Raw genomic sequence first — 13196 nt, 5'->3', positions numbered from 1 at the left:
ACACGTCCTCGCGCACACCCCCGCAGCGTGCGCGTCATCCCCGCGCACGCCAGCCATTCGAGTGCCATTCGAGTGAACGCGGACAGGAGCGGCCATGCCCACAGCCCGTCAGCAGACAGCTGAGCAGCTACAAAGGACTGATCCCCCGTCTCGCGGCACGCGGATGCGGTCCTCGCCGCGCGTGCCGTCGTCCCCGCACGCCCCGCTCCAGCTTTCAGGTGATGTCATGATCGGTCGTATCCCCGTCCTGGACGTCCTTCCGCTCGTCGATTGCGGCAGACGCCCGGCGAAGGCGGTGGTGGGCGAGACCTTCCAGGTCTCCGCCACCGTCTTCCGCGAAGGCCATGACGCGGTGGCGGCCAACGTCGTGCTGCGCGACCCGAGCGGACGGCGCGGCCCGTTCGTCCCCCTGCGCGAGCTGGCTCCCGGCACGGACCGCTGGGGCGCCGACGTCACCCCGGACGTCGAGGGGCGCTGGTCGTACAAGGTCGAGGCGTGGAGCGACCCACTGACCACCTGGCGGCGGCTCGCCCAGATCAAGATTCCGGCCGGGATCGACACCGAGCTGGTGTTCGCCGAAGGCGCGGCCCTGTACGAGCGGGCCGCCTCGGGCGTCCCGAAGAAGGACGGCCGGGAGGCGGTTCTGGCCGCCGTCGACGCCCTGCGGGACGACACCCGTACGCCCGCCGACCGGTTGGCCGCGGCGCTCACCCCGGCGGTGGCGGACCCGCTCGCCCGCTTCCCGCTGCGCGAGCTGGTCACCGCCTCGCGCCCGCTGCCGCTGGTCGTCGAGCGCCCGCGTGCGCTGTACGGCTCCTGGTACGAACTCTTCCCGCGCTCCGAGGGCGCCCGCCGCGAAACCCTCCCCGGCGGGAAGACCCGGCTGGTCAGCGGCACGTTCCGGACGGCGGCCGAGCGCCTGCCGGCGGTGGCCGCGATGGGCTTCGACGTCGTCTACCTGCCGCCGGTCCACCCCATCGGGACCTCCCACCGCAAGGGTCCGGACAACACCCTCACCGCGGGCGCCGACGACCCGGGTGTGCCGTGGGCGATCGGTTCGGCCGACGGCGGCCACGACGCGGTCCACCCCGACCTCGGGACGCTGGAGGACTTCGACCACTTCGTGGAGACCGCCCGCACCCTGCGGATGGAGATCGCGCTGGACTTCGCGCTCCAGTGTTCCCCGGACCACCCCTGGGTGAAGGAGCACCCGGAGTGGTTCCACCACCGCCCCGACGGCTCGATCGCGTACGCCGAGAACCCGCCGAAGAAGTACCAGGACATCTACCCCATCGCCTTCGACAAGGACATGCCGGGCCTGGTCGCCGAGACGGTGCGGGTGCTGCGGTTCTGGATGGACCGGGGGGTGCGGATCTTCCGGGTGGACAACCCGCACACCAAGCCGGTCGTCTTCTGGGAGCGGGTGATCGAGAAGATCAACGGCACCGACCCGGATGTCGTGTTCCTCGCCGAGGCGTTCACCCGCCCCGCGATGATGCACACCCTCGCGAAGGTCGGTTTCCAGCAGTCGTACACGTACTTCACCTGGCGGAACACGAAGCAGGAGCTCACCGAGTACGCCACCGAGGTCTCCGGCGGGGCCGCCTCGTACATGCGCCCCAACTTCTTCGTGAACACCCCCGACATCCTTCCCGGCTACCTCCAGGACGGCGGCCGGCCCGCCTTCGAGGTCCGGGCCGTGCTGGCCGCGACGCTCTCCCCGTCCTGGGGCGTGTACGCGGGATTCGAGCTGTGCGAGAACACCCCGGCCCACCCGGGGAGCGAGGAGTACCTGCACTCGGAGAAGTACGAACTCAGGCCCAGGGACTGGGAGGCGGCCGAGCGCGAGGGACGCTCGCTGGCTCCGCTGATCACCTCGCTCAACCGGATCAGGCGCCGCCATCCGGCGCTCCGGCAGCTGCGTGACGTCCACTTCCACTCCGTCGACAACGACGCGCTGATCGCCTACAGCAAGCGCTCCGGATCGAACACCGTCCTGGTGGTCGCCAACCTCGACCCGCACCACACCCAGGAGGCCACGGTCTCGTTGGACATGCCGCAGCTCGGCCTCGACTGGCACGAGAGCGTGCCGGTGCGCGACGAGCTCACCGGCGACACCTATCACTGGGGCAGGACCTTCTATGTGCGCCTAGAGCCGGGCATCACGCCCGCGCACATCGTCGTCCTGCGACCGTCCCCGCCGACCGGAGGGTCACCCACACCATGATCGTGAATGAGCCCGTTCCCGACACCTTCGAGGACACCCCCGCCAAGGACCGTGATCCCGACTGGTTCAAGCGCGCCGTCTTCTACGAGGTCCTCGTCCGGTCCTTCCAGGACTCCAACGGCGACGGCATCGGAGACCTCAAGGGCATCACCGCCAAACTGGACTACCTCCAGTGGCTCGGCATCGACTGCCTCTGGCTGCCGCCGTTCTTCAAGTCGCCCCTGCGCGACGGCGGTTACGACGTCTCGGACTACACCGCGGTGCTTCCGGAGTTCGGCGACCTCGCCGACTTCGTGGAGTTCGTGGACGCCGCGCACCAGCGCGGCATGCGCGTCATCATCGACTTCGTCATGAACCACACGAGCGACCAGCACGAGTGGTTCCAGCAGTCCCGGTCCGACCCCGACGGCCCGTACGGCGACTACTACGTCTGGGCCGACGACGACAAGCAGTTCCCCGACGCGAGGATCATCTTCGTCGACACGGAGACCTCGAACTGGACCTTCGACCCGGTGCGCAAGCAGTACTACTGGCACCGGTTCTTCTCGCACCAGCCCGACCTCAACTACGACAACCCGGCGGTGCAGGAGGAGATCATCTCCGCCCTCCGGTTCTGGCTGGACCTCGGCATCGACGGCTTCCGGGTGGACGCCGTGCCGTACCTCTACCAGCGCGAGGGCACCAACTGCGAGAACCTCCCCGAGACCCACGGCTTCCTCAAGAGGGTCCGCAAGGAGATCGACGCCAACTACCCGGACACCGTGCTGCTCGCCGAGGCCAACCAGTGGCCCGAGGACGTCGTCGACTACTTCGGCGACTACCAGGCCGGCGGCGACGAGTGCCACATGGCGTTCCACTTCCCCGTGATGCCGCGCATCTTCATGGCGGTACGGCGGGAGAGCCGCTACCCGGTCTCCGAAGTCCTGGCCAAGACACCGGCGATCCCGAAGAACTGCCAGTGGGGCATCTTCCTGCGCAACCACGACGAGCTCACCCTCGAAATGGTCACGGACGAAGAGCGCGACTACATGTACGCCGAGTACGCCAAGGACCCCAGGATGCGGGCCAACATCGGCATCCGGCGCCGCCTCGCCCCGCTGCTGGACAACGACCGCAACCAGATCGAGCTGTTCACCGCCCTGCTGCTGTCGCTGCCCGGCTCCCCGATCCTCTACTACGGGGACGAGATCGGGATGGGCGACAACATCTGGCTCGGCGACCGCGACGGGGTGCGCACCCCGATGCAGTGGACGCCGGACCGCAACGCCGGGTTCTCCTCCAGCGACCCCGGCCGGCTCTTCCTGCCCACGATCATGGACCCGGTCTACGGCTACCAGGTCACCAACGTCGAAGCGTCCATGGCGTCGCCCTCCTCGCTGCTGCACTGGACCCGGCGGATGATCGAGATCCGCAAGCAGAATCCGGCCTTCGGACTGGGCGAGTACACCGAACTGCCCTCGTCCAACCCGGCGGTGCTCGCGTTCACCCGTGAGTACGGGGACGATCTCGTGCTGTGCGTCCACAACTTCTCGCGGTTCGCGCAGCCGACCGAGCTCGATCTGCGGTCCTTCAACGGGCGCCACCCGGTCGAACTGATCGGCGGGGTGCGCTTCCCCGCCGTCGGCGAGTGGCCCTACCTGCTCACACTCGCCGGACACGGCTTCTACTGGTTCCGCCTGCGGAAGGAAGCACCGGCCATCTGACCTGCACCACCGGGGCGTTGAACCCGGGGGAAGGGTACGCACGGCTCCTGCGGGACGGTTTCCACCGTCCCGCACGGGGCACTCTCCCCCACATCGAGCGCCGTGCCCCCGGCCATGCTCCACCGGACACGGCCTGGAGGACCCGGGCGGCCGTTGGGCCATTCGAGTCCGTACGCACCATCCTCAGCCGACACGTCCCGCACAGCCGGACAGCCATTGCCGCAATCCGGGACACTCCTCGCATCTGTGTGCCCGGGGAAAGGACGCGATGCCATGTCGGAGGCTGCATCCACTCACGTCGCCCTGGCGAAAAGCACCACGAAACAGGCGCCCCACCCACAACCCCATCCGCGGCCGGGGGGCGCCGCGGCGGGGACCGCACTCCTGCCCTCCCTCGCCCCCCTGCTCCACGACTGGCTGCCCAGGCAACGGTGGTTCGCCGGCAAGGGCCACCCGGTCGCCGGGTTCACCCTGGTCTCCGCGACGGAGATACTGCCGGTCGACTCCACCGCGACCGGCCCCGGGCTGCTCCACCTCCTGGTCCGGGTCCACCAGCCCGGACTGCCCGCCCGCGCCACCGGTGACTGCTACCAACTCCTGCTCGGGGTACGGACGGAACTGCCGCCGGTGCTGGCGCCCGCGCTCATCGGGCGGGTGACGGACGGGCCGCTGGCGGGCCGCACCGTATACGAGGGCCTGCACGATCCACGGCTGGCGGGTCTGCTGCTGGAGCGGTTCCGCCGCCCCGGACCGCTCGGCGCGCTCCGCTTCGAACGCGCGGAAACGATTCCGGCCGGGCTCGCACCACGGCTGCTCGACACCGAACAGTCCAACTCCTCGCTCGTTTTCGGCGACGCGTACATCCTGAAGATCCTGCGGAGGGTCTTCCCGGGGACCAACCCCGATCTGGAACTGCCGCTCGCCCTCGTCGGCGAGGGCTGCGGACGGGTGCCCGCACCCGTCGCCTGGTTCGAGGCCACCACCCCCGAACCGCTCACCCTCGGGGTGCTGCAACCCTTCCTGCGCGGCGCCGAGGACGGCTGGCAACTGGCGCTCGGCGCGCTCGCGGCGGGACGCGACTTCGTCCCGGAGTCCCGGGCGCTCGGCCGGGCCACCGCCGAGGTGCACTCCGCGCTCGCCTCCGCCCTGCCGGGCCCGGACCTGCGCCTGGCGGGCATCGAACAGCTGGTCGCCGGGATGACCCAGCGGCTGGAGTCGACCGCGCAGGCCGTCCCCGCTCTCCTGCCGTACGTCCCCGCGCTGCACGCCGCCTTCGAAGCGGTGGCGGAGCTGGGGCACCGCGGCCGCTCCTGGGCCACCCACCGGGTCCACGGCGATCTGCACCTCGGACAGACGCTCCGCGGCGCCGACGGGTTCTGGTCACTGATCGACTTCGAGGGCGAACCCGCCAAGCCGCTCGCCGAACGCCGCAGCCCGCAGCCACCGGTGCGCGACGTCGCCGGAATGCTCCGCTCCTTCGACTACGCGGCCCGCTCCCACCGGCCCTGGAGCGACGCGTGGGCGGAACGCTGCCGCTCCGCGTACTGCGAGGGGTACGCCGAGGTCTCGGGCACCGACCCGCGCAGCGAACCCGAGCTGCTGCGCGCCCACGAGACGGACAAGGCCGTGTACGAAGTGCTGTACGAGGCACGGCACCGCCCCGACTGGCTGCCCGTCCCGATGGCCGCGATCCAGCGGCTCGCCGCGTCCACCTGATCCTGGTCCGCGCGGCTCCCCCGCCGTCGCGGACCGACGGGCCGGTGGGCCTGGTGCCCGGCCCGGCCGTCCGGCCGGGCACCAGGCCCACCGGCCCGCGAGGTTTTCACCGTTCCGCCCGCCCCGCCCCGACCGACCCCCCGAGGAGGCCGTCCCCGTGACCGCCCGTAAGCCGTCCAGGAAGAAGCCCGTCCCCGTCGAAACCGAGGTCGCACCAGCCCCGCAGCCGGTGGTGACCGGGACGGCCGACGTGCCGGAACCGGCGGCCTCCGCCGCGACCGCCACGGTCACCACGACCGCGCCCGCGCCCGCCCCGGAAGACGTTCCCGAGCCCGCCTCGGCCGACGTTCTCCCGGCGAAGCGCCCCAAGGCCAAGCGGAAGACCGGCGTGCCGCCCCACCCCCGGCGCGGCGGCACCGACCCCGGCGAGGGCGTCCGCCCCGCGCCCGCCCTGCACGACGCCGACCGGGGCCGGCTGCTCGCCGGCGAGCACCACGCCCCGCACGACCTGCTCGGCGCCCATCCCCACGACGGCGGAGTGCTGGTACGGGCGCTGCGCCCGCACGCGCGCGGCGTGACGGTGCTCGCCGAGGGGCTGCGCGCCGAACTCCTCGACGACGGCGACGGCTTCTTCTCCGGGGTGCTGCCGCTCGGGGCCGTACCGGTGTACCGGCTGCTGGTCGCCTACGCGGACAACGAGATCGAGATCGAGGACCCGTACCGCTTCCTGCCCTCGATCGGCGAACTGGACCTGCATCTGATCGGCGAGGGCCGGCACGAGGAGCTGTGGACCGCGCTGGGTGCGCGGGTCATGGAACACCAGGGCGTCACCGGGACCCGGTTCACCGTGTGGGCGCCCAACGCGCGCGGGGTGCGGATCGCGGGCGACTTCACCTACTGGGACAGCACCGGCCTGCCGATGCGTTCGCTCGGGTCGACCGGGGTGTGGGAGCTCTTCCTCCCCGGGGTCGGCGAGGGGGCCCTCTACAAGTTCGACGTCTGCCGCCCGGACGGCTCGCACACCCTGCGCGCGGACCCGATGGCCCGCGCCGCCGAGATCCCGCCCGCCACCGCGTCGGTGGTCACCGTCTCGCACTACGCGTGGCAGGACGCCGACTGGATGGAGCGGCGCGGCGACCGGCCGGTGCACGAGGCGCCGTTCTCCGTGTACGAGATCCATCTGCCGTCCTGGCGGCCTCGTCTGACGTACCGTCAACTTGCTGAGCAGCTGCCCGCGTACGTCAAGGACCTGGGCTTCACGCACGTGGAGCTGATGCCGGTCTCCGAGCATCCCTTCGGCGGCTCCTGGGGCTACCAGGTGACCGGCTTCTACGCGCCGACCTCCCGCATGGGCACCCCCGACGACTTCCGGCACCTGATCGACTCGCTGCACCGGGCGGGCATCGGCGTGATCATGGACTGGGTGCCCGCGCACTTCCCGCGCGACGAATGGGCGCTGGCGGAGTTCGACGGACGCCCGCTGTACGAGCACTCCGACCCGTCCCGCGCGGCGCACCCGGACTGGGGCACCCTGGAGTTCGACTACGGCCGCACCGAGGTCCGCAACTTCCTCGTCTCCAACGCCACGTACTGGTGCGAGGAGTTCCACATCGACGGGCTGCGGGTCGACGCGGTCGCCTCCATGCTCTACCTCGACTACTCCCGCGAGGACGGCCAGTGGTCGCCCAACGAGCACGGCGGCCGGGAGAACCTGGACGCGGTGGCCTTCCTCCAGGAGATGAACGCGACGGTCTACCGCCGCAACCCCGGGGTGGTGACGATCGCCGAGGAGTCCACCGCCTGGAACGGCGTCACCCGCGCCACCCACCACACCGGCCCGGACGGCTTCGGCGGGCTCGGGTTCGGGCTGAAGTGGAACATGGGCTGGATGCACGACTCCCTCACCTACATGGCGAAGGAGCCGGTGCACCGCAAGTACCACCACAACGAGATGACCTTCTCGATGGTGTACGCGTACAGCGAGAACTACGTACTGCCGATCTCGCACGACGAGGTGGTGCACGGCAAGCAGGCGCTGGTCTCGAAGATGCCCGGCGACTGGTGGCAGCAGCGCGCCAACCACCGCGCCTACCTCGGCTTCATGTGGGCCCACCCCGGCAAGCAACTCCTCTTCATGGGACAGGAGTTCGCACAGGGGGCCGAGTGGTCGGAGGGCCACGGCCCGGACTGGTGGCTGCTCGACCCGGCGTACGAGGCGTCCGTCGACCACCGGGGGGTGCGCGACCTGGTCGCGGACCTGAACGCGGTGTACGGCGCGGTGCCCGCGCTCTGGCAGCGCGACACCGACCCGGGCGGCTTCAGCTGGGTGGACGGCGGTGCGGCGGAGGACAACGTCCTCGCCTTCCTCCGCTTCGACGCGGACGGCTCCCCGCTGCTCGCCGTCTCCCACTTCTCCCCGGTGGTCCGGCACGACTACCGGCTCGGGGTACCGGAGTCCGCCGAGGGCTGGGTGGAGGTGCTGAACACCGACGCGGCCCGCTACGGCGGCAGCGACGTCCGCAACGAGGAGCCGCTGAAGCCGGAGGAGGTACCGGCGCACGGCCGCGGGACCAGCATCACGGTGACCCTGCCGCCGCTGGCCACGGTCTGGTTCCGCCCGGCCTGACCGGCGGGCGCGGACCCGCGCCCGTATCCGTACCGAGGGAAGCCCGGACCGTGCGGTCCGGGCCTCCCGGCGTTCCGGCGCGGGCGAACCGGCCCGGGGTGGTACCCATGATCCGCTTGAAGTGCCGGGTGAGGTGGGACTGGTCGTGGAAGCCGGCCGCGGCCGCCACCTCCCCCGGCGGACGCCCGTCGAGCAGCAGCCGGCGGGCCAGGTCGACGCGGCGGGAGGTCACGTACTGGTGCGGGGCGATACCGAACGCACCGCTGAAGGCCCGTACGAGATGCGTGGGGTGGGCGTGGACCAGGCGCGCGGCCTGGGCCAGGGTGAGGCCGTCGACCAGCCGCTCGTCGAGCAGGTCGCGCAGGTCCCGGGCGACGCCCCGGCCCTCGGGCACCGGCCCGCCGCGATCCTGTCCCGGACCGAGGAGCGCACGCAGCCGCTCCCCCACGAAGGCCAGCCGGCTCTCCGCCTCGAAAGCGTCACCGGGATGCGCGAGGGCCGCGTGCAGCTGCCCGACGCGCGTGCGCAGCAGCGGATCGGCGAAGTCCGGGTGGTCCACCGCGGGCCCGATGAGGCTCGCGTCGAGCTGGGTCAGGTCGAGGTAGACGACGCGCTTGCGGAAGCCGTGCGCGGTGGCGGGCGAGCCGTTGTGCGGGACCTGCGGGGGCAGCAGGGACACGGTGTCGCGCGGGGTGCCGCGCTCGTACCGGTCGAGGTCGTAGCGGACGGCTCCGTCGTCGACGATCAGAAGGGTCCAGGCGTCGTGTACGTGCATCGGGTAGGCGTGTTCGGTGAAGTGGGCATGCAGGACCTCCACGACGCCCGGGACGTGCGGGCGCCATGCGGAGATCTCTTCCTGCTCCGGCGAGGACGGCACGCAAAGAACGTACAAGACCCGGCGGACGGGCATCGCGGAGTCTCGGAGCATGAACACCGAGAACGAGAACACCTCCGGGAACACCGCCGGGAACGCCACCCCGTACGACGACGCCCCCGTCCGCTTCGACACCAAGATCGCCGTCCTGCTCCGCGAGGACCTGGAGACCTGGCAGCGGCTGAACGTGACCGCTTTCCTGGTCAGCGGCCTCTCCACGGTGGCGCCCGAGGTGATCGGCGAGCCGTACCAGGACGCCGACGGCACCCCGTACCTGCCGATGTTCCGCCAGCCCGTGCTGGTCTTCGAGGGGACGAAGGAGGTGCTGACCGCCGCGCACGGCCGTGCGCTCTCCCGCGCCCTGCCGAGGTCCCTGTTCACCTCGGACCTGTTCGCCACGGGCAACGACCGGGACAACCGGGCGGCCGTACGGGCCGTGGGTACGGCCGGCCTCGACCTCGTGGGCCTGGCGGTGTACGGGCCGCGCAACGCGGTGGACAAGGTCCTCAAGGGCGCCCGTATGCACCCCTGAGTCTCAGGAGCCGAAGGCCGGGGTGCGGCCGGCGTCGTCCCAGGCCTCGCGGGCGGCGGCGATGACCGGCCGGTGCTCGATCGACCAGTCCGCCAGCGCCTTGACCAGGTGGGTGAGACTGTGCCCCAGTTCGGTGAGCTCGTACTCGACCTGGGCGGGAACGGTCGGGTACACGGTCCGGTTCACCAGGCCGTCGCGCTCCAGGCGCCGGACGGTCAGAGTCAGCATGCGCTGCGAGACCCCGCCCGGAATCCGCCGTTGCAGCTCCTTGAAGCGCCGTACCCCGGAAGCGAGTTCGACGATCACGTAGACCGACCATTTGTCGCCGAGCCGGTCGAGGACGTCCCTTACCCCGCACTCGTCCTGCGGCGTCTCGCAGACGATCACCGGCTCCTGCGGCTCGGACCTGGTTACACCGGTGTGCCCTACCGACATCGAAGTGCCTCCTTATGCGATCCGCGTCCACTCCCGAGGATGAGAACACACGGCTCAGGAGGGAACTTCCATGTTGCTCATCACCGGCGCGAACGGCGCTCTCGGCAGGCTCGTCACCGAGGAACTGGCAGGCCGCGACGGCCTCGCGCTCGGCACCCGGACCCCGCGTTCGACGTCGGAGCGGCGTACCGACTTCGACGACCCGTCCTCGCTGGACTTCTCCGGGGTGGAGACGCTCCTGCTCATCTCCGCCGGATACGGCGAGGACGACGTCGTCCTCGCCCGGCACGAAGCCGCGATCTCCGCCGCCGAGAAGGCCGGAGTGCGCCACGTCGTCTACACCAGCGTGAGCGGCGACGGCGACCACCTGCCCTTCGCCCTCGCCCACCGCTGGACCGAACGCCGCCTGGCACGCTCCCCGTTGACCTGGACGGTGCTGCGCAACGGCCTGTACGCCGAATTCCTCGCCGCCGTCGCGGCGCCCGGCGCCGACGGTACGATCACGGCCCCGCTGGGCGAGGGCAGGCTGGCGGCGGTGGCCAGGGAGGACCTGGCCGCGGTGGCTGCCCGGGTGGTGACCGAGCCCGGTGCGCACGCGGGAAAGGTCTACGAACTCGTGGGCGAGGAGTCGCTGGGCGGCGACGATCTGGCGAAGGCGGTGGGCGGTCGGTACCGGCCCGGCTCGCTCGCCGCGACCCGCGAGGCGATCGCCTCGGCCGGCGAGGCCCTCCCCTTCCAGGTGCCCATGCTCGTCGGCGCGTACTCGGCCGTCGCCGCGGGCTTCCTCGACGGCAGCGGAATCGAGGACAACGCCCTCCCGAGACTCCTCGGGCGCGCGCCGCGATCGGCCCTGGATGTGTACCGGGCTTCGGTGGCGCACTGACACGGGTGCGGCTGAACCGTCACAAGGACATACGGCAGTACAGACCCCGCTGCGGCCCGGCGTCGCGGGCGAGTCCGGCGAGGCGTTCCAAGAAGTCGGCCATGAGCTCCGGGTCCTGGTCCGCGCCATCCTCCGTCCGTGTCCACGCGGTGGCGGCTTCCAGCAGACGGTCCGGGGTGGCTTCCGCGAGCGCGTCCCGGAGGGTGTCCGTGAGCGAGACGAGCCAGGGTCCGTCCTCATTGTCCTCGCTGACCAGCTCGCAAAAGCGCGGGTCGGCCTCCACCTGCTCCTCGGACCTGCCCGTCAGGCAGGATTCGACGATGCCGAGAATCCCGTGCGGCATGACCCCTTTGAGCCCGATCAGGCCGAACGGATCGGCTGGGCCGGCAACATCCTCGTCCTCGGACAGCGCTATCGCCTGGGTGTCGCCGGTGGCGGCGTAGTAGTCGTAGAGGTTCCCCATGATCCGGATCGTACTGGGGACGACTGACACGGTCTCCGCTCAAATTCCGGCTCGGGTCTCGAAGACACCCCACAACCTCTCGTCGAGAATTGTCCGTAAACGCAGAAAACCCCCGTGCCACAAGGCACGGGGGTCTCCCGGAAAAATTGTTCGGCGGCGTCCTACTCTCCCACAGGGTCCCCCCTGCAGTACCATCGGCGCTGAAAGGCTTAGCTTCCGGGTTCGGAATGTAACCGGGCGTTTCCCTAACGCAATGACCACCGAAACACTATGAAATTAACCAACCGGAAAAACACGGCGGTTGTTATTTCAGAACCAACACAGTGGACGCGAGCAACTGAGGACAAGCCCTCGGCCTATTAGTACCAGTCAGCTCCACCCGTTACCGGGCTTCCACATCTGGCCTATCAACCCAGTCGTCTACTGGGAGCCTTAACCCCTCAAAGGGGGTGGGAATACTCATCTTGAAGCAGGCTTCCCGCTTAGATGCTTTCAGCGGTTATCCTTTCCGAACGTAGCCAACCAGCCATGCCCTTGGCAGGACAACTGGCACACCAGAGGTTCGTCCGTCCCGGTCCTCTCGTACTAGGGACAGCCCTTCTCAATATTCCTACGCGCACAGCGGATAGGGACCGAACTGTCTCACGACGTTCTAAACCCAGCTCGCGTACCGCTTTAATGGGCGAACAGCCCAACCCTTGGGACCGACTCCAGCCCCAGGATGCGACGAGCCGACATCGAGGTGCCAAACCATCCCGTCGATATGGACTCTTGGGGAAGATCAGCCTGTTATCCCCGGGGTACCTTTTATCCGTTGAGCGACAGCGCTTCCACAAGCCACTGCCGGATCACTAGTCCCGACTTTCGTCCCTGCTCGACCCGTCGGTCTCACAGTCAAGCTCCCTTGTGCACTTACACTCAACACCTGATTGCCAACCAGGCTGAGGGAACCTTTGGGCGCCTCCGTTACTCTTTAGGAGGCAACCGCCCCAGTTAAACTACCCATCAGACACTGTCCCTGATCCGGATCACGGACCGAGGTTAGACATCCAGCACGACCAGAGTGGTATTTCAACGGCGACTCCACAACCACTGGCGTGGCCGCTTCAAAGTCTCCCACCTATCCTACACAAGCCGAACCGAACACCAATATCAAACTGTAGTAAAGGTCCCGGGGTCTTTCCGTCCTGCTGCGCGAAACGAGCATCTTTACTCGTAATGCAATTTCACCGGGCCTATGGTTGAGACAGTCGAGAAGTCGTTACGCCATTCGTGCAGGTCGGAACTTACCCGACAAGGAATTTCGCTACCTTAGGATGGTTATAGTTACCACCGCCGTTTACTGGCGCTTAAGTTCTCAGCTTCGCCGACCCGAAAGTCAGCTAACCGGTCCCCTTAACGTTCCAGCACCGGGCAGGCGTCAGTCCGTATACATCGCCTTACGGCTTCGCACGGACCTGTGTTTTTAGTAAACAGTCGCTTCTCGCTGGTCTCTGCGGCCATCCCCAGCTCATGGAGTAAATCCAATCACCAGTGATGGCCCCCCTTCTCCCGAAGTTACGGGGGCATTTTGCCGAGTTCCTTAACCATAGTTCACCCGAACGCCTCGGTATTCTCTACCTGACTACCTGAGTCGGTTTAGGGTACGGGCCGCCATGAAACTCGCTAGAGGCTTTTCTCGACAGCATAGGATCATCCACTTCGCCACAATCGGCTCGGCATCAGGTCTCAGCCTTA

General features: G+C 69.1%; 9 protein-coding genes and 2 rRNA genes (1 of these 11 cut by a window edge). 6 read left to right on the top strand and 5 right to left on the bottom strand.

The genetic code is table 11. The features are described from left to right. Nucleotides 1-226: 226 nt before the first annotated feature. From OHA55_RS23070 to glgB, 4 genes are all read left to right on the top strand, one after another. Nucleotides 227-2227 carry an alpha-1,4-glucan--maltose-1-phosphate maltosyltransferase gene (locus OHA55_RS23070; RefSeq protein ID WP_266709276.1) on the top strand — a complete coding sequence of 667 codons (2001 nt, stop codon included), beginning with the start codon at nt 227-229 and terminating at the stop codon, nt 2225-2227. Continuing rightward, nucleotides 2224-3930 (top strand): maltose alpha-D-glucosyltransferase, encoded by a 1707-nt coding sequence (gene treS, locus OHA55_RS23065; RefSeq protein WP_266709274.1) that lies wholly within the window; start codon nt 2224-2226, stop codon nt 3928-3930. The genes OHA55_RS23070 and treS overlap by 4 nt, the downstream gene beginning before the upstream one ends. Before the next feature lie 273 nt (nt 3931-4203). Further along, on the top strand, nt 4204-5646 hold the full coding sequence (locus tag OHA55_RS23060) for a phosphotransferase (protein ID WP_266709272.1): 1443 nt from the start codon (nt 4204-4206) through the stop codon (nt 5644-5646). Nucleotides 5647-5803: 157 nt separating this feature from the next. After that, nucleotides 5804-8272 (top strand): 1,4-alpha-glucan branching enzyme, encoded by a 2469-nt coding sequence (glgB, locus tag OHA55_RS23055; protein WP_266709270.1) that lies wholly within the window; start codon nt 5804-5806, stop codon nt 8270-8272. On the opposite strand, the gene OHA55_RS23050 is transcribed toward glgB, so the two are convergent. Next, entirely contained in the window at nt 8223-9182 is a 960-nt protein-coding gene (locus OHA55_RS23050) for an AraC family transcriptional regulator (protein ID WP_266711075.1), read from the bottom strand. The two genes, glgB and OHA55_RS23050, sit on opposite strands and share 50 nt — an antisense overlap. A gap of 16 nt (nt 9183-9198) precedes the next feature. Between OHA55_RS23050 and OHA55_RS23045 the strand changes: the two genes are divergently transcribed. Further along, entirely contained in the window at nt 9199-9678 is a 480-nt protein-coding gene (locus OHA55_RS23045; protein ID WP_266709268.1) for a DUF2000 domain-containing protein, read from the top strand. Between the two features lie 3 nt (nt 9679-9681). On the opposite strand, the gene OHA55_RS23040 is transcribed toward OHA55_RS23045, so the two are convergent. Continuing rightward, nucleotides 9682-10113 carry a helix-turn-helix domain-containing protein gene (locus OHA55_RS23040; RefSeq protein WP_266709266.1) on the bottom strand — a complete coding sequence of 144 codons (432 nt, stop codon included), beginning with the start codon at nt 10111-10113 and terminating at the stop codon, nt 9682-9684. A 70-nt stretch (nt 10114-10183) separates the two neighbouring features. Between OHA55_RS23040 and OHA55_RS23035 the strand changes: the two genes are divergently transcribed. After that, nucleotides 10184-10996 (top strand): NAD(P)H-binding protein, encoded by an 813-nt coding sequence (locus tag OHA55_RS23035; protein ID WP_266709264.1) that lies wholly within the window; start codon nt 10184-10186, stop codon nt 10994-10996. A 19-nt stretch (nt 10997-11015) separates the two neighbouring features. Here OHA55_RS23035 and OHA55_RS23030 read toward each other — a convergent pair whose 3' ends face one another. From OHA55_RS23030 to OHA55_RS23020, 3 genes are all read right to left on the bottom strand, one after another. After that, the gene (locus tag OHA55_RS23030; RefSeq protein ID WP_266709262.1) at nt 11016-11459 is read right to left on the bottom strand and encodes a hypothetical protein; all 444 of its coding nucleotides are present in this window, start codon (nt 11457-11459) and stop codon (nt 11016-11018) included. Between the two features lie 148 nt (nt 11460-11607). Beyond that, nucleotides 11608-11724, bottom strand: a 5S ribosomal RNA gene (gene rrf, locus OHA55_RS23025). A 74-nt stretch (nt 11725-11798) separates the two neighbouring features. After that, a 23S ribosomal RNA gene (locus OHA55_RS23020) occupies nt 11799-13196 on the bottom strand; it runs 1728 nt beyond the window's last position.

Source organism: Streptomyces sp. NBC_00102 (assembly GCF_026343115.1).
Classification (GTDB): Bacteria; Actinomycetota; Actinomycetes; order Streptomycetales; family Streptomycetaceae; genus Streptomyces.
This window is presented reverse-complemented; position numbering and strand designations above follow the sequence as displayed.

Coding starts and splice junctions, on each gene's coding strand:
- OHA55_RS23070 (WP_266709276.1), top strand. CDS start 227: ATGATCGGTCGTATCCCCGTCCTGGACGTCCTTCCGCTCGTCGATTGC.
- treS (WP_266709274.1), top strand. CDS start 2,224: ATGATCGTGAATGAGCCCGTTCCCGACACCTTCGAGGACACCCCCGCC.
- OHA55_RS23060 (WP_266709272.1), top strand. CDS start 4,204: ATGTCGGAGGCTGCATCCACTCACGTCGCCCTGGCGAAAAGCACCACG.
- OHA55_RS23050 (WP_266711075.1), bottom strand. CDS start 9,182: ATGCCCGTCCGCCGGGTCTTGTACGTTCTTTGCGTGCCGTCCTCGCCG.
- OHA55_RS23045 (WP_266709268.1), top strand. CDS start 9,199: ATGAACACCGAGAACGAGAACACCTCCGGGAACACCGCCGGGAACGCC.
- OHA55_RS23040 (WP_266709266.1), bottom strand. CDS start 10,113: ATGTCGGTAGGGCACACCGGTGTAACCAGGTCCGAGCCGCAGGAGCCG.
- OHA55_RS23035 (WP_266709264.1), top strand. CDS start 10,184: ATGTTGCTCATCACCGGCGCGAACGGCGCTCTCGGCAGGCTCGTCACC.
- OHA55_RS23030 (WP_266709262.1), bottom strand. CDS start 11,459: ATGGGGAACCTCTACGACTACTACGCCGCCACCGGCGACACCCAGGCG.